Genomic DNA, 21,161 nt, shown 5'->3' with positions numbered 1-21,161 from the left:
AGATTATGAAGGCATTTTTTATGAAATCAATTAAAGATTGGTTTTACCAACCTCCGCTAGCGCCACCACCAGAAAATCCGCCACCACCGAAACCGCCGCCAAAGCCACCGCCTCCAGAAGAGCCTCCAAATCCGCCACCGCCTCCAAAACCACTGCCGCCACTTCTTCCCAAACTGCTCAATACAATGATGTCAAGTAAACTCGGACCTCCTATACCATTTCCACCACGTCCATTGCCTTTGTTTCTTGAAATAAGTATGATAATTATTATGAAAATAATAACGAAAACACCGATAGGAATGTTTTTGTCAATGCTATTATGTTTTCTAGTTCCTTTGTATTTGCCTTTTACAACTTGAATGATAGCATCGGCACCTTTGTTTAATCCATTGTAATAGCTCCCTGCTTTGAATTCAGGAACAATTACATCTCTGATTATCTCTCCACAAACTCCAGCAATCAATCGGTCTTCAAGGCCATAGCCCGGGCGAATGCTTATTTTTCGATCATTTTTAGCAACCAAAATCATAACGCCATTATCTTCTTTAGCTTGTCCAATTCCCCATTTCTGAGCCCAATTAGTAGATAATACATCGATACTTTCATTTTTAAGATCATCTATAGTTACCACCACAATTTGAGTAGATGTTGAATCAGAATAACGAATTAACTTTTCTTCTAATTGTTGCTTTTCAGCATCACTTAGCAAATTAGCGTAATCATACACAGAAGTTTGAAAGCTCGGTTTATCAGGAATTGTATATTGTGAAAATCCAAACTGAGAGTTGAACATGCAAATCAATAGCAGTAGGATAGGAGTACATTTTTTAAATTTATTTCTCATTATCCTTTTGATATTTCGTTTGATAGTTCGTTAACGTCATCATCTTGATGAGGAAAATGGTGTTTTAGTTGTTGACCAACACTCAAAATACCTTCTACCAAAGCTTGTTTGTTATCACCATTTTTAAAATGATGGAGCATAATGTCTTTAGTGGTATTCCAAAAATCATCGGCTACTTTTTCGTTGATGCCTTGGTCTCCATAAATAGCAAATTGCTTGCTTTTTACTGCCACATAAATAATGACACCATTACGGTCTTTAGTATTTTCCATTTTCAGCATACTAAAAACTTCCACTGCTCGGTCTATAGGAGCAATGGAGGTTTCTTTTTCTATGTGTACGCGAATTTCGCCCGAAGTGTTTTCTTCAGCCATTTGAATGGCTTCAACAACTTCTTTCTCTTTAGATTGGGATAAAAAAGCTTCTACTTTTGACATCTTAAAATTTTACTTGTACTGGTTTATCAGCACCTTCAACAGATTTGAAATAAACTTTTTCTTTGTAATTGCTTAAGAAGAAATTTTGAGGCATTCCCAATACATAGTTGTTGTAATCTTGAACCGATTCGTTGAAACGAGTTCTAGCAGTTAAAATTTGATTTTCGGTGCTAGATAATTCATCTTGTAATTTTAAGAAATTCTGATCTGCTTTTAAATCAGGATATTGTTCTACAGAAACTAATAATCTTGATAATGAACTACTCACGCCACTTTGAGCTTGGTTGAATTGAGCTAATTGTTCTGGAGTGATGTTTTTAGGGTCAATAGTAACTGATGACGCTTTTGCTCTAGCTTCTGTAACAGCTACTAAAGTTGAGTTTTCATGTTTAGCATATCCCTTTACTGTTTCTACTAAGTTGCCAATTAAATCATTTCTTCGTTGGTAGGTAGTTTGTACATTTCCCCATTCCTTTTCAGTAGCTTGGTTTTTTTGCAAGCCAGTGTTTTTAACACCCATCACCCAAAAAGCAATAATTACTACTAATCCGATTCCAATTATCCAAGGCAAAAATTTTCTCATGTTTTCTAATTTTTAAAGTTTGTTTTATATTAAGTTTTATTTTTAAACGATTCTTTTTCTGGCAGAAGTTAAATAAATTAATCCTGCGAAGCTTCCTAAAAATAGTAGCGCAATTGTCCACATGAACTTTTCACTACCACTTATTTTAGTTGACGCTCTCAATTCTGATATAGCTACAATCCAAAAAACGAGTAACGAAATAAGCCCGAGTCCCAATAAAATTTCTGAATATGGGTAATGCAAAATTTTAAATAAAGCCCCAATCACACAAATGATTATTGAAAGGGCGAAACTTAGGTTTAGAATTTGTTTGTTCTTCATTTTATAAATTGTTTTTAATATTAGTTAATTCGGCTTTAATTCCCTCCAATTTGGATATAATATCAAACTTGTCCAAAGTTTTCTTCTGACCTTCTTTCAAATGGGTTTTGGCACCTTCTAAAGTAAAACCACGTTCTTTCACCAAATGGTAAATCAATTGCAAGTTTTTGATGTCTTCTTGCGTAAACATTCGGTTTCCTTTGGCATTTTTCTTGGGTTTTAGAATGTCAAATTCTTTATCCCAAAAACGTATTAAAGAAGCATTTACCCCAAACGCATCGGCCACTTCGCCAATACTAAAATATAATTTGTCTTTTGATAATTCTATGTGCATTTTTATATTTTTTATTTGTTCAAAATCAAAATTCCTCAATCGTAAATCCTTAATCCAGTGATTGATTTTCTTGATTTGCTATTTTTGAGATGACAACATATTCGGCTGCCGAAATATTTCCGTAATAAAAATTAATTGGATTCACGACTTTTCCATCTTTATGCACTTCATAATGCAAATGGGGCGCTTCACTTCGTCCAGTACTGCCTACATACCCAATAATGTCTCCACGTTTCACACGTTGACCCGCTCTAACTTTATACATACTTAAATGCCCGTATAACGTTAAATAACCATAGCCATGCGTAATCTCTATGTGATTTCCAAAACCTGATAATGAATTATCGGCACTTTTAACTACCCCATCGCCAGTAGCATAAATAGGTGTTCCCGTTTTTGCTGTAAAATCCATTCCTTCATGCATTTTTCTTGCTTTGGTAAACGGGTCACTTCGGTAACCAAAACCCGATGCCATATGTTTCAAATCCTCATTTTTAACCGGTTGTATCGCCGGAATAGCACCTAATAACTTGTCTTTTGCTTTAGCTAATCGTAAAATTTCATCCAACGATTTCGATTGTACTGCCAATGCTTTGGAAATTCCGTCAACTTTCTCAGAAGTTTTAACGACTAATTCAGAGTTGTTATAGCCTTCCAATTCTTTGTAACGATTTCGATCGATAATGCCTCTTCGTTTTTCGTTGGAAATCGGTGCCGAATTAAAATACACTCGGTATAAATTGTTATCTCGATCTTCCAAATCAGACGCTACTTGATCAATATCTTCTAATTTTTTATTTAAAAGGGCATAATTCAATTTCAAATTCTCAATTTCTCGTGCCTGAATTTTGTCTTTTGGCGTTTCAAAATAGGGTGTATTCATCAAAATTACAAAACATAAAAACCCAAATAATCCCGAAGCCACCAAGAACAATAAAGCATAACCAAATTTTTTCCTCTTTTTCGGACTAATAATTCGATACGCCAAACTTTCTGGGTCGTAATAATACTTAACTTTCTTCGACATTTCTTAAATTATACTATTTTTGTACTCGTTTTAAGAATAACAATGGTTATACGAACAAATTTAAGAAATGTTTCATTCTAAACTATTTTTTATTTTTAAATCAAATTTTAAATCCCGATTTATGAGTACAGTTAAGGTATCGTCAATTATTGAAACTTCTAAACAGAAAGTTTGGGAAGCTATCACAAATCCTGAAATAATGAAAGTTTGGTATTTTGACATGTCAAATTTTAAATTAGAAATTGGGAATGTGTTTTCATTTTACGAACCGGATGGAAGAACTTTTTTTCATGAATGCAAAATTTTGAATTTTGAAGAAAATAAAATGCTGCAACACACTTGGACGCATCCTCAACAGTCAAAAGGAAGTTCAATCGTAACATGGACTATTGAAGAATTAGAATCTGGAAAAGTTGAAGTTACATTAACACATGAAGGTGTAGATTCTTTTGCAGATGGTGGTGAAAAATTTGCGCCAGCCAATTATGAAATGGGGTGGAATGCGTTAGTGAAAACCAGTTTAAGAAATTACCTTTACAACATTCAAAAACTAGTTTTTAGTGTTGAGATCAATGCTAAATCTGATGCTGTTTGGAATAAAATGTGGAATAAAGAAACCTACACACAATGGGTAACTCCATTTTGTGAAGGCACTTATTTTACCGGCGAAATGGAATTAGGTAGTAGAATTCATTTTATTGCTCCAAGTTTCGACGGAATGTATAGCGATGTTTTTTATTTGATTCCAAACGAATTAGTTATTTTTAAACATATTGGAAATTTAAAAAATTTGGAAGAGCAACCCATTGATGAAGAATCTGAAAAATGGACGGGTTGTTTTGAAGTGTATAAACTAAAAGAGAAAGAAGGAAAAACTACTGTTAGCGCCGAAATTGATTGTATGCCAGAATATATTAATTATATGAATGAAAAATTTCCGTTGGCATTACAAGAATTAAAAAAAATATCAGAATAATAAATTAGTACAATGAAATCACAAGACATTCGTAAAGCTTACCTCAATTTCTTTGAAAGCAAAGGGCATTTAATCGTTCCTTCTGCACCCATCGTTCTCAAAGACGATCCAACCTTGATGTTCAACAATTCAGGAATGGCGCAGTTCAAAGAATACTTTTTAGGAAACGGAACTCCAAAAAGCAAACGTATTGCCGATACACAAAAATGCCTTCGTGTTTCAGGAAAGCACAACGATTTAGAAGACGTAGGTTTTGATACGTATCACCACACCATGTTCGAAATGCTCGGAAACTGGTCGTTTGGTGATTATTTCAAAAAAGAAGCTTTGGCTTGGGCTTGGGAATTCTTAACCGAAGTGTTGAAGTTAGACAAAGATCGTTTGTATGTATCGGTTTTTGAAGGAAATCCAGACGAAAATGTGCCGTTTGATCAAGAAGCTTGGGACATTTGGAAACAATACGTTCCAGAAGATCGCATTATTCTTGGAAATAAAAAAGACAACTTTTGGGAGATGGGCGATCAAGGTCCGTGTGGTCCGTGTTCCGAAATCCATATTGATTTGAGAACCGATGCTGAAAGAGCCACTGTTTCAGGACGCAGTTTAGTCAATGCCGATCATCCGCAAGTAGTTGAAATTTGGAACAATGTGTTCATGGAATTCAATCGTAAAGCGGATGGAAGTTTAGAAAAATTACCAGCACAACACGTAGATACTGGAATGGGATTTGAGCGTTTGTGTATGGCCATGCAAAACGTGACTTCCAATTATGATACCGATGTTTTCACGCCGCTAATCGAAAAAGTTACACAGATTACTGGCTTAAAATATACTTCGAATGAAGTAAAAAACATTTCTGAAGAACAAAACAAAACTAACATCGCCATTCGTGTTATTGTAGATCACGTACGTGCTGTTGCTTTTGCTATTGCCGACGGACAGTTGCCTTCCAATACGGGTGCAGGTTATGTAATTCGCAGAATTCTACGTCGTGCCATTCGTTACGGATTTACATTTTTGAATACTAAAGAACCTTTTATCAATAAATTGGTGGAAGTTTTAGCAAGTCAAATGGGTGAATTTTTCCCAGAAATTAAATCGCAACAACAATTAGTGACTAACGTAATTCGTGAAGAAGAAGCGTCGTTTTTGAGAACTTTAGAGCAAGGATTGCAATTGTTGGATAAAGTGGTTGCTGAAACAACTGCAAATGAAGTTTCTGGAGCAAAAGTGTTTGAATTGTACGATACCTTTGGTTTTCCGAAAGATTTAACGGCTTTAATTTTAAAAGAAAAAGGCTATACCTATAACGAAAATGACTTCGAAGTAGAATTGCAAAAACAAAAAGCGCGTTCGCGTGCTGCTTCAGAAGTCTCAACGGAAGATTGGTCGGTTTTGATTCCAGGAAATGTAGAAACATTCGTGGGGTATGACCAAACTGAAAACGAAGTAAAAATCACACGTATTCGTAAAGTAGATTCTAAAAAAGACGGCATTTTATATCAAATTGTTTTAGATGCTACGCCATTTTATCCAGAAGGCGGTGGGCAAGTAGGCGATAAAGGAACGTTGGTTTCGGCTAATGAAACGATTGATATCATTGATACGAAGAAGGAAAACAACCTAATTCTGCATTTTGCCAAACAGTTACCAGAAAATATAGAAGCTGAATTTGTAGCCAAAGTCAACACCGATTTAAGAACGGCAACGTCTAAAAATCACTCGGCTACACACCTGATGCATTTGGCACTGCGCAACCTATTAGGTACTCACGTAGAACAAAAAGGAAGTTTGGTAAATCCGAATTACCTGCGTTTTGACTTCTCGCATTTTTCTAAAGTTTCTGACGACGAATTACGTCAAGTTGAAGCAAGTGTTAATGCACAAATTGAAGCCCAATTGCAGTTGAATGAGTACAGAAATATTCCAATCAAAGAAGCACTGGATAAAGGCGCTATGGCGTTGTTCGGAGAAAAATATGGAGATTCTGTTCGTATGATTGAATTTGGAGAAAGCAAAGAATTATGTGGTGGAATTCACGTGAAAAACACCGCTGATATTTGGCATTTCAAAATCATTTCTGAAGGTGCCGTGGCAGCAGGAATTCGTCGTATTGAAGCCATCACTGGTGATGCGGTGAAAAATTTCTATCAAAATCAAGAAACTACTTTAGCTGAAATCAAAGAAACCTTGAAAAATCCACAAGATATTTTAAAATCAGTTGCTACTTTACAAGATGATAATGCCAAATTGAAAAAACAGATTGAGCAATTATTAAAAGAAAAAATTGATGGATTGAAAAATGTCATAGCATCAGAATTTCAAGAGATAAACGGCGTTAACTTTTTAGCAAAACAAGTTGATTTATCCATGAGTTCGACTAAAGATTTAACGCAGCTCATTGGAAGTTCTAAACCCAATGCTTTTGTGTTTTTAGCTTCAATTGAAGAAGGTTTACCCAATATTCACTGTTATATTTCTAAAGAATTGATTGCCGAAAAAGGATTAAATGCTGGAACGGTCATTAGAGAATTAGGAAAATACATTGATGGAAATGGCGGTGGACAACCGTTTTTCGCTTCAGGTAAAGGTAAAAATGGGAATGGCATTACAGAAGCCTTAGAAAAAGCAAAAGATTTTATACAATAGTACCACTAAAAAACCCTTTCAATTGTGAAAGGGTTTTTTGTTAATTTTGACCAACACTATTAATCTCAATCCAATAACCGTTGGGGTCTTTAATGTAAATTTGCTTGATGCCGTCGGCTCGAGTAGTAATTTTGTTTGAAGTACCTTCCCAATCATTATAATCCAATTTTAGTGCTTGTAAATGTGCTATTAAAGCGTCAAAATCAGTAGTTGTAAAGGCAATATGAATGGCTTTGTTTAATACAATGGGTTCTTTTACCGTCGAAACCAAATGCAATTCTTTGCCGTCTCCTAATGAAAACCAACGAATTCCTTCTTTTTTAGTTTTGTTAGTTATTTCTGTAAGCCCAAGCACCGTTTTGTAAAATAAAGCCGACTCGTCTACATTTTTTACCGATAATGCTATGTGGTTGAGGGTTAAATGTAACGGATTGTTTTCTTGAGCCTTCATCGTAAACGCATAAAAAGCAATCATACAATAAACACCAATTTTAGCAATTTGTTTCATTTTGTCTGGTTTTAAAAGTTAAATGTAGACTATTTTTTTCGTTCTCCAATTTGCTGACGCCACATGGCATAATACAATCCTTTGTCTAACAACAAATCGTCGTGTTTGCCTTGTTCGATGATTTTGCCTTGTTCCAGTACAAAAATCTTGTCGGCATGCATTACGGTTGATAATCGGTGGGCAATTAAAACGGTAATTCGGTTGCTGTCGGAAATATTTCTAATCGTCGCATTTATTTCTTCTTCGGTAATCGAGTCTAACGCCGATGTCGCTTCGTCAAAAATCAGTAAATTCGGATTTCTCAAAATGGCTCTTGCAATTGATAAACGTTGTTTTTCACCGCCAGAAACTTTTATGCCACCTTCACCAATAGTCGAATTTAAACCGTCTTCCGCACGTTTTAAAAGTTTTTCACAACTGGCTCTTTTTAATACATCATACAATTCTTCATCCGTTGCAGATGGTTTTACAAACAATAAATTCTCACGAATGGTTCCCGAAAACAACTGCGCATCTTGCGTTACAAATCCCAATTGTTTTCTCAATTCTAGCAAATCAATTTTGGTAGAATCAATGTTGTTGTACAATACTTTTCCTTCTTCGGGTGGATACAATCCAACCAATAATTTTACCAACGTAGTTTTTCCTGAGCCCGATGGTCCGACAAAAGCTACGGTTTGTCCTTGTTTGATTTCAAAGTTGATGTTTTCAACCGCTTTATAATTGGCAGTTTTGTGTTGGAAACTCACATTTGAAAATAACAGCGAGTTGATGGGCCCAATATGTTCTGGTTTTTTAGGACGAAATTCTTTTGGAGCATTCAACAAGGTTTTAAAATTTTCCATCGAAACTTTGGTTTCATTTAGTGCGATAATAAAATTTCCTAATTCTTGCAACGGACCAAAAATAAAGAAGGTAAAGAACACCATGGTCAATAAATCTCCGACAATAATTTTGCCTCCAAACAAGAAATAATATAACGTGAAAACCACACAAGTTCTTAGAAAATGAACTGTAGTTCCTTGAATAAAACTCAAACTTCTAATGAAGCGAATTTTTTCCAACTCTAATTGTAAGATTTTAAACGTATTGAGGTTCAAACGCTTTTCTTCTTGGTAGGTTAATCCCAAACTTTTAACCAATTCAATATTGCGTAAACTTTCGGTCGTTGAACCAGCTAAAGCATTGGTTTGATTGACAATTTTACGGGATACAATTTTGATTTTCTTCCCCAAATACGAACTTACTAACGCAATAATTGGAGCTGTGATTAAGAAGATAATTGAAATTCGATAATCGATTCGGGATACATATACAATTACAAAAATGAATCCGATAACCGTTTGAAATACTAATGAAATCGAAAGTGTAATTAATTTTTCTGAATCAGAACGTACTTTTTGGAGTTTGCTGAGCGTTTCACCACTGCGTTGGTCTTCAAATTCTTCAAAAGGTAAATCCAATGATTTTTTAATACCATCAGTATACATTTGGGCACCGGTGCGCTGAATCACCACATTGGTGAAATAATCTTGAAAGTTTTTGGTAATTCTTGAAATCATAGCAGCACCTAACGACAGTCCGAGCCAAAACGCCACCGACTTAATAAATCCTATTTCGTTGCCTTTGTAACGGTGCAAACCTACACCGCAATCTTGCATTAATTTACCAGTAATTACCGAATCGGATAAACTAAAGCAAATGTTAATAGCAGCCATAATTAAGGCTAAAAACAACAACATTTTGTGTTTGATTATATAAGAATAGAGTAGTTTCATGTAAAATAAAAATTAGGTTGCAAAAGTAGTTAATTAATAGTTTCAGAAATAGTATTAAAATAGTAATAGTTTATGATTCAATAGAGGATATGTTTGTAAAATAATATATTTTTGAACTATCAATTTTATAAAAATGAACTTCACCACCAAAATACCCATTTCAAAATCCAATTTTCCAATTAACTATACCTCTAAAATAGTATCGTTGGGTTCGTGTTTTGCAGAAAATATGGCGGAGAAGTTTGCATTTTACAAATTTCAAAATACCACCAATCCGTTTGGGATCATTTTCAATCCAGTTTCAATAGAGAGAATTGTTCAAAGGATAGTTGATAAAGAGCTTTTTACCGAAGAGGATATTTTTTTTCACAACGAACAATGGCACTGTTTTGAAGTGCATTCTGAGGTAAGTCATCAAGACAAAGAACAGTTTCTAAAAAACCTTAATGCCATTTTAGAGGCAACTCTTCAGCAAATTATCCAAGCGACTCATGTTATAATTACCTACGGAACTTCATGGGTATACCGATTAAAATCATCGAATGAAATTGTTGCTAATTGTCATAAAGTGCCTCAGAATCATTTTGATAAAGAAATTATATCCGTTGAAATTATTGAAAAGTCCATTCGAAATACAATGGATTTAATTAGTAAAGTGAGTCCAAATTGTCATTTTATTTTTACAGTTTCGCCTGTGCGTCACATCAAAGATGGTTTTGTTGAAAACCAAAGAAGCAAAGCCCATTTAATAACGGCGTTACAATCTATAATGAATAGGGAATCAGAAATGACGAGTTACTTTCCATCCTATGAAATTTTAATGGACGAATTGCGCGATTATCGATTTTATGAAAAAGACATGTTGCATCCCAATGCAATTGCCCTAGATTACATCTGGGAACGATTTTGCGAAAGCACTATTTCTGAAGAAAGTTTCATTATAATGAATGATGTGGCTACAATTCAGAAAGGACTGGCACACCGACCGTTCAACCCAAATTCGGAGAGTCATCAGCAGTTTTTGCGCAACCTGCAACAGAAAATAGCGCAACTTCAACACCAACTTCCTTTTTTGACATTTAGTTAAAATACGCATTTCTTCGTATTTCCTTTCTTTAGTTTAAGCTATAAGTTTGCCTTGTAACTTAAACTAAATCAACCATGCGTATAGTCAGAATTATTTTCGGATTGACTTTTTTACTTCTTATCACTCCGGCATTGCAAGCTCAAAAACTGGTGCTTACCGATGAAGATGCTGTAACCGAAATGGTAACCAAAGAAGTAAATGAAGTATTCCAATCGCAAGAATTTACTAAAAAGAAAAACAAAAAATTTGCCGATGTCAAAGGAACTATGGTGATTGATATTGGCGTGGTTCAAAACGGAAAAGTGTCTTCCTTTTTTAAAGTAGATAGCGATATCAAGAACATCGACTTCATCAATTTCATGTCGGATTACATATTGGATCACAAATTTCAATTCAAACTAGAAAAACAACAGCGATACAAAATTCGCTACACTATTACCTTTTAACTCGTAACAATCAACCTCAAAATTATTGAACAATGAAAAAAATAACTATTGTAATGTTTACCCTTTGCATGATGGGAACATTACCAACTCAAGCTCAGTTTGGAAAACTTTTAGATAAAGTAAAAGGCAAATCGAGTGCAGGAAAAAAATCAGGAAGTTTCGCTACTACGTGGGAATCTGAATTTGACAATAAAGCGACACGCTTGGCATTAGCCAATGCAGATGGAACCTATATTATCGGTACCGACGACAATTCGGCAACAGTTTTAGACGGTTCTGGAAAAATGATTTGGAGTGGTGATTATAAAAAAATCACAACTAACAATACAAACAATTCGGAATACCAATATGTCGTTTGGAAAGAAAAAGGCGGCTATTTATTTCTTTTCGACGCCCGAAAATTAGGAACCGATAGGGTAGCTGTAATTGATATTGCTACAGGAAAAGAGTTGTGGAATTCTGAATTGTATCAAAATCTTATTCCAAAAGGGACCAAAGCCGAAGAAGGTACCGATCAAGGTGAATTGGAAACGGTAAAATATATTGATGAATTGGATGCTTTTTTAATTTCTCAAAAAGCTTCGGTTATTTTGGTAAAAGCCAATACGGGTGAAAAAATTTGGGAAACCAATCGATTTAAAGGTGGTGTAGGAAAATATATTTATGACCCAAAAAGAAATGAAATTGTAATGCTTAATTTCAAGCCAACTGCACTTGGAGCTTTATTTGCAGGATTTAAAAATCAGTTGGTTAAAATTAACGCCGTGAATGGTGATGTGCTTTGGGATGCCACTTTTGCTGGTTTAATTGAAAAAGAGTTAGTAACCCGTAGAGCAATCGTTGATTTATGGATTAAAGATGATAAAATTTTCATGTACTTAAACGGATTGCAAGTCTATAACATCAACAACGGGCAAAAACTGTGGGAAGCAATATATGAAAACGATATGGATGGTGGAAGTGGCGGATTGTTTAGCAATAGTGCGCGCAAGAAATACTACCGCACATTGGCCGATCCTTTATTTACAGATAACGCGGTGTATATTGTTATGTTGGGAACTAGAGATCGAACTAAATATGTAGAGAAACACGATTTAGAATCGGGTAAATTGTTGTGGGCTTCCGAGAAAATTACGGGCGCATTCAGTATGCCCAATATTTATAAAACAGGCGATAAGATAATGTTGCAAGTAGGAGGTAAAGTGCAAGTTCAAGAAATTAGAATGGAAACTAGTGGTTATGGCGCTGGTGCTACCAAACAAGCCGTTCCTTATATTTATTGGGATTACAAAGCACAAAAAAATAGTGTATTGGCTCTAGATGATGCTAACGGAACTACCGCTTGGCGTTCAGAGAAATTTGATAAACGAATTACCGATTTAGTTATCGACAATGACAAGACTGTTTTTGTGGGTGATGGCGATGAGTTTTATGGTTACGATATCGCTTCTGGAAAACAATTATTTGATGTAAAACACAACGATGCTGGAGTAGGAAAAGCCTCGGATGTTATTGATTTTGGCGAAAAAGTAGTAGTGCTTTCTGAAAAAGGATTGGCGGCGTACAACAAAAAAGATGGTTCGCGTGCATACGCAACAGATAAAATTAGAGGAGTTGATTATTTCTATGAAATTGAAGGAAATTATTTCTTGAGAGATCAACGAAACAGTAAAAATATCATCTACGGAATTGACATGACCAATGGCGAAACCAAAGGGTCGGTGCAATCTAAAGGAAAAGGTGGAAGCCCTAAATATGGTGACGGTATTGATATTTCAACTGATGGGGAATACATCTATGCTTTCAAAGGTAGAAAAGTAGAAAAAATCAAAGTAAATAATTAGAGGTTATGACACTTTGTTGTTTGGGCTGTGACGTTGTTGCAGCCCATTTTTTTAAGTAAAAAGGATGATTATGAAAAAATACATTTATCTAGTTATTATTTTTTGTTCGCTATATTCTTTAGAAGCACAGCAAGTGCAATGGGCTTCTAAAGTGATTAAATTTTCGTCTGATTTGGGTGGAAAGCAATTCGGAATTAAAAGAATTTTGGGCAAGCCCGATGTATTTCCACAAGGCGGATACAGTGGCAATGCATGGACTCCCAAAAAAGCCTTGGACGGAAGAGAAATCATAGAAGTCGGATTTGAAAAACCGCAATCCGTAAAACAAGTGGCTGTTTTTGAAAATCTAAATGCAGGTTGTGTGGTGAAAATTTCGGTTTCAACCGATGCCGAGCATTATGAAACGGTTTGGACACGAAAATCGGATTATAAAACGCCTTCTTACAAAGCTACATTGCAAGGTGATCGAGCCTATTATTTTGGTAGAAAACGAAGAAAAGTGAGCGAAGTTCCTGATGTATTCAATCCCGGAATTGAATATGCAATTTTAGATAATGCTGTAGCCAATGTAAAATCGGTAAAAGTGGAGTTTAATTTTGCGTTACTTCCGGGTCAAAAACAAATAGATGCTATTGGAATATCCGATTCTAGTGAACCTATCGAAGCCAAAATAAATTCAAGAACAGCACTAGAACAACTTGCTAATGCTTCTAAATTAGATTTAGGCGAAACCAATTACGCAACTCCTTGTATTGATCAAAGTGGTACAAAATTGTTTGCGTCGCATTTTGAAAATAATAAAGAATACGTCGTTTCATTTACTAAAGAAAATGGAAAATGGACCAATAAAAAAGTAGAATCCGAACTTTCAGCCACAGGCGAAAATTACAATTATGTAGAATATGCCAATGCACAATTTGTGTTAAAAGGCGGCACTATGTATACTCGAGGCACTAATGATTGTGGATTCGAATTATTTGAAAATAATGCTGGAACATTCCATTCGTTGGGGCAACTCAAAATCGCTGCGTTCAATAATTATGAGGATTTTAGCGATGTGACTGTTACAGAAGATAGAAAAGTACTCATTATGGCGGTTGAAACCGATTTTACGCAAGGTGGAATTGATTTGTATTTTACGACTAAAAAAGAAGATGGAACGTATGGCTTTCTTCAAAATATGGGCAAAATAATCAATTCGGCCGCCGATGATTCGACACCACAATTGCTTTCGGATCAAAAGACATTATTGTTTGCATCAGACGGATTTAGTGGATTTGGGAATTATGATATTTTTGTGTCCTACCGACTGGATGATACTTGGAAAAATTGGAGTGAACCCATTAATTTAGGAAGTAAAATCAATACTGCTGGCTTTGATGCACAGCCTTTTTATGATGAAAAAAACGAAATATTATATTATACATCTTCTGTTGATGGCGAAACACAACTACTGTCAGTAGCACTTCCAAAAGCCGTTTTGTTGCAGTTGAAATAAGCATTTAAATACGCATTTTTACGTATTGTAAGATCAAAGTCATTAGTTCAATTTTGTAGTTGATTTAATGACTTTTTTATGCTTTATTTCTTAGTATTAATTATCGTGTGTTTATTGATTGGAATGGTGTATTTGTTGATTCAAAACGCACAAATCAAACAAGTGCATGATGAAAACATGAACAAACTTCAAGATGTAATTGACTTGCTTCATGAAAAACAGTTGTTGCTCAATGACAAAGTCTCCATTGCAACAGCCTATAGTACAACGCACAAGAATGATATGAAAACACTAGGTGAAACCATCGTTGAACTGCAAAAAGTGTTTGTTGAAATCATTTCCAATAAAAATATTAAGTAACTTTAGAGCAATTAATCGTTGACAATATGTTGAAAAAACTACTTTTTTATACTTTATTTTTGCTTTCACTTTCAACACAAGCTCAAAATGCGCAACAATTAATTGACAACCTCAAGTCAGAATTAGCAACCAATCCAGATGCTAAAAAAACCGCTTCCATCTATTCCGATTTAACCTGGTATTATTCAAAAGTATCCGTTGATTCGGCTTTGGTGTATGGTAAAAAAGCACTAGAAAGTTCCAAAAAATTGGGTGATTCCACTCTGTTAGCTCAAGTTTATAGCGATGTTGGAGCAGTATATTTTACCAAAGGTGATTTTCAAAATTCAAAATTGAATTACACAACGGCCTACAAAATTCGAAAAGCCAGAAACGACATTAAAGGGTTGGCCAAAATCAACAATAATTTAGCTAATATTTACGAAAGAACTTTTCAATACAAATTGGCCATGCAGTCGTTTTTGGATGCCTTAACCTATTTTGAAAGCATCAACGATCAAAAAAACATCAATACGATAAAAGGAAATATTGGTTTGGTGTTGTTCAAATTAAAGAATTATCCCAAAGCGATAGGGTATTTAAACGACGAAATTAACTACGAAGAAGCGAATAAAAACCCAGAAGGATTGTGCGTTTCGTGTACTAATATTGGTAATGTTTATCTTAAAATGAAAGATACAGTGAATGCTTTAAAGTACTACAACAAAGCGTTGAAATCGTGTCAAGAAAGTGGGAATAACAAAGGAATTTCGGTGGCTTTTGGAAATATTGGCGCTATTAAATCAGAGCAAAATAAATCGAAAGAAGCCCTGGCTTTGTATGCTAGATCATCCAAGGTTGAAGAGGAATTGAATTCAGATATTGATAAGTCAAGTATCCAATTAAAAGTCGCCAAAGAACTCATTGATGCTCGTCAATTTTCCAAAGCCCACGATACTTTAGTAAACCTAAAACGGGTTTTTGAAAAACAAAATTCTAAAGAATATTTACTCTTAAATTACAAATTACTCATCACCTGTAATGCTTTTTTAAACAGCCCAGATAGTGTTTCGTTTTACACAGATAAGTACATTTATTTAAAAGACAATTTGCTAGATGCTGGTGCGGTTAAGCAAAGTCAAGAGTTGGAAGCCAAATACCAAACCGAGAAGAAAGAAAAACAATTGCTTCAGAGAGAAATTGAGGCGAAAAAGAAAAACACAACTATATTAATTCTATCGATTTTAGCCGTTTTTGTGGCCTTAGTAGGGTTTTTAATTTACCGACAACAACGTCTGAAAAACCGACAACAAGAACAAGAATTTGAATTAAAATCGGCCATATCCAAAATAGAAACTCAAAATAAATTGCACGAGCAGCGCTTGTCCATTTCGAGAGATTTACACGATAATATTGGAGCACAATTAACCTTTGTGATTTCGTCTATTGATAATTTAAAATACGGTAATAAAATTACCGATAGCAAAATCAACAATCAATTGACCAAAATTAGCGATTTTACCAAATCGACTATCATTGAGTTGCGCGATACCATTTGGGCAATGAACAATTCCGAGTTTAAGATTGAAGATTTGTATGCTCGAATTTTGAATTTTATCGAAAAAGCCAAATCAGCCAAAGACGATATTAATTTCAAATTCGGGATTGATGACCAATTGAAATCGCTTACGTTTTCATCAGTAATCGGAATTAATTTGTACCGAACCATTCAAGAAGCGGTTAATAATGCCATCAAATATTCTGAAGCCAAAGACATTGAAGTGGTGGTAAAAAAAGATAAAAATCAAATACAAATTACCATTCACGATAATGGGAAAGGGTTTGATGTAGAAAACACCGATTTCGGAAATGGACTCTACAATATGAAAAAGCGAATCGAAGAAGTGAATGGGAGCTGTAAAATCGAATCAGAATTACAAAAAGGCACTACCATAACCATTCTATTAACCCAAAATCAATCGGTATGATTAAGCTAGCCATTGTTGATGATAATCCGTTTTTGCAAAAAACAGTGCAAGACAAGCTTTCTTTTTTTGAAGAAATTGAATTAAAATTCAAAGCCAATGACGGTGTAGATTTATTGCAGAAATTAGAAAAGAATCACAATCTCGATCTCATTTTAATGGATATTGAAATGCCTAAAATGAATGGAATCGAAGCGACAGAAGCCGTCAAGAACCGATATCCTCAAATCAAAATCATCATGCTCACGGTTTTTGATAATGATGAAAACATTTTCAAATCGATTAAAGCCGGTGCTGATGGCTATTTGCTGAAAGAAATTAACCCCGACGAATTGCACAATGCTATCGTCGAAACCTTAAACGGTGGTGCTGCCATGACGCCATCCATAGCTTTAAAAACCCTAAAACTGCTACGGGAACCAGTAATTTTTGACGATGCCATTCCGTGTGAAGATATTGTTTTAACCACACGAGAAATTGAAGTTTTAGAGCAACTCAGCAAAGGATTGAAGTACAATGCCATTGCCGATAATTTATTTCTATCGGCAGGAACCATTCGAAAGCATGTAGAAAATATTTATACCAAACTTCAGGTGCATAATAAATTGGAAGCTATTCAAAAAGCAAAAACCAACAAGTTGATTTAATTACAACTTAGCCGCCAAACTACTCCAACCACCGCCATTCATAGCTTCAATGCCATTGCTTTTTAAAATGGATGTTGCTTGTGCGCTTCGCATACCACTGGCACAACAAGCAATTACAGGTTTGTTTAATTTCACAATCTCATTTATTTTTGATGAAAGGGTATTTAGAGGAATGTTTTTAGAACCTTTAATGTGACCATTTTGGTATTCTGCAGGAGTTCTCACATCAATAATAACGGCACCTTTATCGATAAAATCTTTTACACTTTCCGATTTTCCACCTAATCCTAACATACTTAATAATCCCATATTTATAGCTTTAAAATTTCTATCATTTATTAAATCGGTGTGCTGAAGCACAATTACAAAGCAAATGTAAAACTATCCATTACACAAATTTGTAACAAAAGTTACCCAACTAAAAATATTCTATATATTTGGCAACGATGAAGATTATAGACAGAAAAACCGAAATTGTAAATGTATCTGCCAAACTTTTTAAAGAAAAGGGATACAGTGCTGTGACCATGCGGGATATTGCCCAAGCTATGGACATCAAGGCAGCAAGTTTGTACAATCACATCAAATCCAAACAAGAGATTCTCGTTTTAATTATTATAGAAATTGCCGAAGAATTTACTTCTGTGATAGAAGAAATCTTAGCTTCTAACGATACGACTATTCAAAAGATTGAACGCGTTATTCAACTTCATATTGATATAACACTTAGAAATTCTGATGCGCTAGCTTGCCTAAATAACGATTGGATGCATCTCACCGACAATGATTTGACGTATTTTATAAAAATGCGAAACGATTATGAAGAAAGTTTTCGAGAAATAATTAAATACGGAATTGCCAACGGCGATATAAAAAACTTGAACATCGAAGTGATTATCTTTTCAACACTTTCAACACTAAGGACACTTTATATTTGGTACGGAAAGAAGAAAAATATCAAACCAGAAGTGCTCAAAGCAAACATGATTCAAGTATTACTTAGTGGCATTGTTTGATATTTATGAGAACCCTGTCCGAGTTCAAAACTCCGACAGGGTTCTTTTTTTCAATCGTTTTCGTAACATATTAAAAAAATCACTAAATTTGCATGACAAACTAACAAGTGTTAGTTAAAAATTATTTAGTGGTTATGTCAAAATTTCACAGCATAAAAATTGCCGATATTTATAAAGAAACCAAAGATTGTTCGGTAATCACGTTCGATATTCCAGAGGTTTTAAAACCAGATTTTCAATACAAACCCGGACAACATCTTACCTTAAAAGCGTCAATTGATGGTCAGGAAATTCGCCGTTCCTACTCGTTGTGTTCTTCGCCAATTGAAAATAAATGGCAAGTTGCTGTAAAAAAAATTAATGGCGGATTGTTCTCTACATTCATAAACGAAACCGCCAAAAAAGGCGATACCATTGAACTCATGGAACCTAGTGGAAAGTTCAATGTGGAAGAGAACCCAACAACAGCCAAAAATTATATTGCATTTGCTGCTGGAAGTGGCATCACACCCATTCTTTCTATCATTAAAACCCATTTGGCAAAAGAGCCTAAAAGCACATTTAAGCTGTTTTATTTAAATAGAAGCGTAAAATCAATTATCTTTAAAGAAGAAATTGAACAATTAAAAAATACCTACTTCGACCGTTTTGAAATCTTCCATTTCTTAACCAAAGAACATAGAAGTATCGAGCTGTTGAATGGACGATTTACACAAGAAAAATTACAAATCTTGACCCAAAATATCATCGATATTCCGTCAACCGACGAATGTTTTATTTGCGGCCCAGAACAAATGATATTCTTAATCCGCGATGAATTAGTTGCCGCTGGTTTAGATAAAAACAACATCCATTACGAGTTGTTTACTTCGGGAATTACAGACGAAGACAAAGCCCGAATGGCTAAAATAGCCGAGAAAAAAGTAGAAGGAACCGAAGTAACCATCATCGACGGCGGAAAAGAATTCCATTTCATTATGGACGACGATTTTGACAACATTCTCGATGGCGCATTAGCTGCTGGTGCCGATTTGCCATTCGCTTGCAAAGGTGGGGTTTGTAGTACCTGCAAGTGCAAAGTGGTTTCAGGAACCGTCGAAATGAAAATCAATTATGCACTCGATGAAAACGAGGTGGAAAAAGGATTGGTGTTAAGCTGTCAAGCCGTGCCAACCTCAGAAAAAGTAGTAGTCGATTTTGGTGTTTAATTTCAGACTTAGCTTGTCGAAGTCAGGAGCAAATGGCTCGGGATATATCAGTAATCCATATTCCTGCTTTCCTTCCAAAGCTCGCTAAAGAAGCGAGGCTTTTCCCTCCAATCAGGGCTAGAAAGCAACCGAATTGAATAAAATTAGAAATATAATAAGCGACCCGAGACCAAAGGTCGAACAGACAAAGTAATTTGCGGTAAAAAAATCAGTTAAAATCTGATTAATCTGTCAAATCTGTGGCAAAAAAATAAAACAATAATCGTTCAAAGTTACTGCAAAGTAAAGTATTACGGCGACTGAACACTGAACACTAATTCAAAAAAATTATGTCAGAACACGAAGTAAAAAACCTAGAAGCAATTTTCGACGCACGAATCGCTCGTGACGAAAAAATTGAACCCAAAGATTGGATGCCTGAAAAGTACCGTCAAACGCACATCCGTCAAATTTCCCAACATGCACATTCCGAAATTGTTGGTATGTTGCCAGAAGGAAATTGGATTACTCGTGCGCCTTCGCTGAAAAGAAAGGTAGCCTTGTTGGCTAAAATTCAAGACGAAGCAGGACATGGTTTGTACTTATATTCTGCTTGTGAAACTCTCGGAGTTTCTCGTGAAGAATTGTACGACCAATTGCATTCTGGTAAAGCAAAATATTCCAGTATTTTCAATTATCCAACACTTACTTGGGCTGATATGGGAGCAATCGGTTGGTTAGTTGATGGTGCTGCTATCATCAATCAAGTGCCTTTAACTACTACGTCATTCGGACCTTATGCTCGTGCTATGGTTCGTGTTTGTAAAGAAGAAAGTTTTCACCAGCGACAAGGGTTTCAAATCATGATGACACTTGCCGAAGGAACTCCAGAACAAAAAGAAATGGCCCAAGACGCTTTAAATCGTTGGTGGTTTCCAGCCTTAATGATGTTAGGTCCAACTGATGATGCATCAGTACATACGGAACAATCTATGAAATGGAAACTGAAACGTAAAACCAACGACGAATTGCGTCAACAGTTTGTAGATCAAACCGTTCCACAAGCTCACATGATTGGACTTACTATTCCAGATCCAACATTAAAATTTAATGAAGAAACCAAACATTACGAATTTGGAGAATTAGATTGGGATGAATTTTGGCAAGTAGTAAAAGGCCACGGACCATGCAATAAAGAACGAATCGCTGCTCGTAAAAATGCCTGGGATAATGGCAAATGGGTGCGTGATGCTGCTATGGCTTATGCTGAAAAACAAGCAAATAAAGAAGTAAAACAAGCAATATAATCAATTACGAATTATCAATTACGAATTTTTTCTAATTCATAATTCATAATTTAAAATTCATAATTATGAAGAATTGGCCACTTTGGGAAGTATTTATAAGAAGTAAAAATGGATTGGAACACCGCCACTGCGGAAGTTTACACGCAAGCGATGCCACTATGGCATTAGAAAACGCACGCGATGTTTACACACGACGTATGGAAGGCGTCAGCATTTGGGTGGTGCCATCAGCACAAATCACAGCATCAAATCCAGACGACAGCGCCGAACTTTTCGAACCCGCAAAAGACAAAGCTTACCGTCATCCAACATTCTATGAATTGCCTGACGAATTAAAACACATGTAAG

The 21,161-nt window shown here is 35.3% G+C and carries 22 protein-coding genes; 13 read left to right on the top strand and 9 right to left on the bottom strand.

What is annotated here, in order from left to right; all coding sequences use genetic code 11:
- Positions 1–43 precede the first annotated feature (43 nt).
- Genes ACODSI_RS04745 through ACODSI_RS04720 form a run of 6 tightly spaced genes read right to left on the bottom strand, consistent with a single transcriptional unit; the run spans position 44 to position 3,546 of the window.
- Entirely contained in the window at positions 44–844 is an 801-nt protein-coding gene (locus ACODSI_RS04745) for a TPM domain-containing protein (RefSeq protein WP_488915700.1), read from the bottom strand.
- Complete coding sequence (locus ACODSI_RS04740; protein ID WP_488915699.1) at positions 844–1,281, bottom strand: TPM domain-containing protein; 438 nt, start codon at positions 1,279–1,281, stop codon at positions 844–846. The genes ACODSI_RS04745 and ACODSI_RS04740 overlap by 1 nt, the downstream gene beginning before the upstream one ends.
- 1 nt (position 1,282) lies before the next feature.
- Entirely contained in the window at positions 1,283–1,864 is a 582-nt protein-coding gene (locus ACODSI_RS04735; protein ID WP_488915698.1) for a LemA family protein, read from the bottom strand.
- A gap of 42 nt (positions 1,865–1,906) precedes the next feature.
- Positions 1,907–2,185, bottom strand: coding sequence for a GldL-related protein (locus ACODSI_RS04730; RefSeq protein ID WP_488915697.1), 279 nt, complete (start codon positions 2,183–2,185; stop codon positions 1,907–1,909).
- 1 nt (position 2,186) lies between these two features.
- The gene (locus ACODSI_RS04725) at positions 2,187–2,519 is read right to left on the bottom strand and encodes a MerR family transcriptional regulator (RefSeq protein WP_488915696.1); all 333 of its coding nucleotides are present in this window, start codon (positions 2,517–2,519) and stop codon (positions 2,187–2,189) included.
- 49 nt (positions 2,520–2,568) lie between these two features.
- Positions 2,569–3,546, bottom strand: a complete 978-nt coding sequence (locus ACODSI_RS04720; protein WP_488915695.1) for a M23 family metallopeptidase — start codon at positions 3,544–3,546, stop codon at positions 2,569–2,571.
- A gap of 121 nt (positions 3,547–3,667) precedes the next feature.
- Between ACODSI_RS04720 and ACODSI_RS04715 the strand changes: the two genes are divergently transcribed.
- Positions 3,668–4,522 carry an SRPBCC family protein gene (locus ACODSI_RS04715; protein ID WP_488915694.1) on the top strand — a complete coding sequence of 285 codons (855 nt, stop codon included), beginning with the start codon at positions 3,668–3,670 and terminating at the stop codon, positions 4,520–4,522.
- 12 nt (positions 4,523–4,534) lie between these two features.
- Positions 4,535–7,171, top strand: a complete 2,637-nt coding sequence (alaS, locus tag ACODSI_RS04710; RefSeq protein WP_488915693.1) for an alanine--tRNA ligase — start codon at positions 4,535–4,537, stop codon at positions 7,169–7,171.
- 40 nt (positions 7,172–7,211) lie between these two features.
- Here alaS and ACODSI_RS04705 read toward each other — a convergent pair whose 3' ends face one another.
- Entirely contained in the window at positions 7,212–7,679 is a 468-nt protein-coding gene (locus ACODSI_RS04705) for a VOC family protein (protein WP_488915692.1), read from the bottom strand.
- Positions 7,680–7,708: 29 nt separating this feature from the next.
- The gene (locus ACODSI_RS04700; protein WP_488915691.1) at positions 7,709–9,457 is read right to left on the bottom strand and encodes an ABC transporter ATP-binding protein; all 1,749 of its coding nucleotides are present in this window, start codon (positions 9,455–9,457) and stop codon (positions 7,709–7,711) included.
- Between the two features lie 133 nt (positions 9,458–9,590).
- On the opposite strand from ACODSI_RS04700, the gene ACODSI_RS04695 reads away from it, so the two are divergent.
- The 7 genes from ACODSI_RS04695 to ACODSI_RS04665 all read left to right on the top strand — a co-directional run bounded on the left by ACODSI_RS04695 (position 9,591) and on the right by ACODSI_RS04665 (position 17,303).
- A complete protein-coding gene (locus ACODSI_RS04695) occupies positions 9,591–10,544 on the top strand; it encodes a GSCFA domain-containing protein (protein WP_488915690.1) in 954 nt (317 codons plus the stop codon).
- 74 nt (positions 10,545–10,618) lie between these two features.
- Positions 10,619–10,990 carry a hypothetical protein gene (locus tag ACODSI_RS04690; RefSeq protein WP_488915689.1) on the top strand — a complete coding sequence of 124 codons (372 nt, stop codon included), beginning with the start codon at positions 10,619–10,621 and terminating at the stop codon, positions 10,988–10,990.
- A gap of 32 nt (positions 10,991–11,022) precedes the next feature.
- Complete coding sequence (locus ACODSI_RS04685; protein WP_488915688.1) at positions 11,023–12,834, top strand: outer membrane protein assembly factor BamB family protein; 1,812 nt, start codon at positions 11,023–11,025, stop codon at positions 12,832–12,834.
- Positions 12,835–12,904: 70 nt separating this feature from the next.
- Positions 12,905–14,332, top strand: coding sequence for a hypothetical protein (locus tag ACODSI_RS04680; protein ID WP_488915687.1), 1,428 nt, complete (start codon positions 12,905–12,907; stop codon positions 14,330–14,332).
- Between the two features lie 78 nt (positions 14,333–14,410).
- A complete protein-coding gene (locus ACODSI_RS04675) occupies positions 14,411–14,692 on the top strand; it encodes a hypothetical protein (RefSeq protein ID WP_488915686.1) in 282 nt (93 codons plus the stop codon).
- A gap of 26 nt (positions 14,693–14,718) precedes the next feature.
- The gene (locus ACODSI_RS04670; RefSeq protein WP_488915685.1) at positions 14,719–16,659 is read left to right on the top strand and encodes a tetratricopeptide repeat-containing sensor histidine kinase; all 1,941 of its coding nucleotides are present in this window, start codon (positions 14,719–14,721) and stop codon (positions 16,657–16,659) included.
- Positions 16,656–17,303: a response regulator transcription factor gene (locus ACODSI_RS04665; RefSeq protein WP_488915684.1), complete on the top strand. Its 648-nt coding sequence runs from the start codon at positions 16,656–16,658 to the stop codon at positions 17,301–17,303. Before ACODSI_RS04670 ends, ACODSI_RS04665 begins: the two co-directional genes overlap by 4 nt.
- Here the strand turns inward: ACODSI_RS04665 and ACODSI_RS04660 are convergent, their stop codons facing one another.
- Positions 17,304–17,612, bottom strand: coding sequence for a rhodanese-like domain-containing protein (locus tag ACODSI_RS04660; RefSeq protein WP_488915683.1), 309 nt, complete (start codon positions 17,610–17,612; stop codon positions 17,304–17,306).
- Between the two features lie 137 nt (positions 17,613–17,749).
- Here ACODSI_RS04660 and ACODSI_RS04655 point away from each other — a divergent pair, with 137 nt between their 5' ends.
- The 4 genes from ACODSI_RS04655 to paaB all read left to right on the top strand — a co-directional run bounded on the left by ACODSI_RS04655 (position 17,750) and on the right by paaB (position 21,160).
- Positions 17,750–18,319, top strand: a complete 570-nt coding sequence (locus tag ACODSI_RS04655) for a TetR/AcrR family transcriptional regulator (RefSeq protein WP_488915682.1) — start codon at positions 17,750–17,752, stop codon at positions 18,317–18,319.
- 134 nt (positions 18,320–18,453) lie between these two features.
- Entirely contained in the window at positions 18,454–19,527 is a 1,074-nt protein-coding gene (paaE, locus tag ACODSI_RS04650) for a 1,2-phenylacetyl-CoA epoxidase subunit PaaE (protein ID WP_488915681.1), read from the top strand.
- Between the two features lie 329 nt (positions 19,528–19,856).
- Positions 19,857–20,813: a 1,2-phenylacetyl-CoA epoxidase subunit PaaA gene (gene paaA / locus ACODSI_RS04645; protein WP_488915680.1), complete on the top strand. Its 957-nt coding sequence runs from the start codon at positions 19,857–19,859 to the stop codon at positions 20,811–20,813.
- A 62-nt stretch (positions 20,814–20,875) separates the two neighbouring features.
- Positions 20,876–21,160, top strand: a complete 285-nt coding sequence (gene paaB / locus ACODSI_RS04640) for a 1,2-phenylacetyl-CoA epoxidase subunit PaaB (RefSeq protein WP_313325806.1) — start codon at positions 20,876–20,878, stop codon at positions 21,158–21,160.
- Position 21,161: the final 1 nt, after the last annotated feature.

The organism is Flavobacterium sp. FG139, assembly GCF_057809695.1.
Note: the sequence above shows the minus strand (reverse complement) of the source record. Positions and strands in the feature narration are given on the sequence as shown.

Excerpts from the sequence above, each read along its gene's own strand:
- ACODSI_RS04745 (WP_488915700.1), bottom strand. The coding sequence starts at position 844 with ATGAGAAATAAATTTAAAAAATGTACTCCTATCCTACTGCTATTGATT.
- ACODSI_RS04740 (WP_488915699.1), bottom strand. The coding sequence starts at position 1,281 with ATGTCAAAAGTAGAAGCTTTTTTATCCCAATCTAAAGAGAAAGAAGTT.
- ACODSI_RS04735 (WP_488915698.1), bottom strand. The coding sequence starts at position 1,864 with ATGAGAAAATTTTTGCCTTGGATAATTGGAATCGGATTAGTAGTAATT.
- ACODSI_RS04730 (WP_488915697.1), bottom strand. The coding sequence starts at position 2,185 with ATGAAGAACAAACAAATTCTAAACCTAAGTTTCGCCCTTTCAATAATC.
- ACODSI_RS04725 (WP_488915696.1), bottom strand. The coding sequence starts at position 2,519 with ATGCACATAGAATTATCAAAAGACAAATTATATTTTAGTATTGGCGAA.
- ACODSI_RS04720 (WP_488915695.1), bottom strand. The coding sequence starts at position 3,546 with ATGTCGAAGAAAGTTAAGTATTATTACGACCCAGAAAGTTTGGCGTAT.
- ACODSI_RS04715 (WP_488915694.1), top strand. The coding sequence starts at position 3,668 with ATGAGTACAGTTAAGGTATCGTCAATTATTGAAACTTCTAAACAGAAA.
- alaS (WP_488915693.1), top strand. The coding sequence starts at position 4,535 with ATGAAATCACAAGACATTCGTAAAGCTTACCTCAATTTCTTTGAAAGC.
- ACODSI_RS04705 (WP_488915692.1), bottom strand. The coding sequence starts at position 7,679 with ATGAAACAAATTGCTAAAATTGGTGTTTATTGTATGATTGCTTTTTAT.
- ACODSI_RS04700 (WP_488915691.1), bottom strand. The coding sequence starts at position 9,457 with ATGAAACTACTCTATTCTTATATAATCAAACACAAAATGTTGTTGTTT.
- ACODSI_RS04695 (WP_488915690.1), top strand. The coding sequence starts at position 9,591 with ATGAACTTCACCACCAAAATACCCATTTCAAAATCCAATTTTCCAATT.
- ACODSI_RS04690 (WP_488915689.1), top strand. The coding sequence starts at position 10,619 with ATGCGTATAGTCAGAATTATTTTCGGATTGACTTTTTTACTTCTTATC.
- ACODSI_RS04685 (WP_488915688.1), top strand. The coding sequence starts at position 11,023 with ATGAAAAAAATAACTATTGTAATGTTTACCCTTTGCATGATGGGAACA.
- ACODSI_RS04680 (WP_488915687.1), top strand. The coding sequence starts at position 12,905 with ATGAAAAAATACATTTATCTAGTTATTATTTTTTGTTCGCTATATTCT.
- ACODSI_RS04675 (WP_488915686.1), top strand. The coding sequence starts at position 14,411 with ATGCTTTATTTCTTAGTATTAATTATCGTGTGTTTATTGATTGGAATG.
- ACODSI_RS04670 (WP_488915685.1), top strand. The coding sequence starts at position 14,719 with ATGTTGAAAAAACTACTTTTTTATACTTTATTTTTGCTTTCACTTTCA.
- ACODSI_RS04665 (WP_488915684.1), top strand. The coding sequence starts at position 16,656 with ATGATTAAGCTAGCCATTGTTGATGATAATCCGTTTTTGCAAAAAACA.
- ACODSI_RS04660 (WP_488915683.1), bottom strand. The coding sequence starts at position 17,612 with ATGGGATTATTAAGTATGTTAGGATTAGGTGGAAAATCGGAAAGTGTA.
- ACODSI_RS04655 (WP_488915682.1), top strand. The coding sequence starts at position 17,750 with ATGAAGATTATAGACAGAAAAACCGAAATTGTAAATGTATCTGCCAAA.
- paaE (WP_488915681.1), top strand. The coding sequence starts at position 18,454 with ATGTCAAAATTTCACAGCATAAAAATTGCCGATATTTATAAAGAAACC.
- paaA (WP_488915680.1), top strand. The coding sequence starts at position 19,857 with ATGTCAGAACACGAAGTAAAAAACCTAGAAGCAATTTTCGACGCACGA.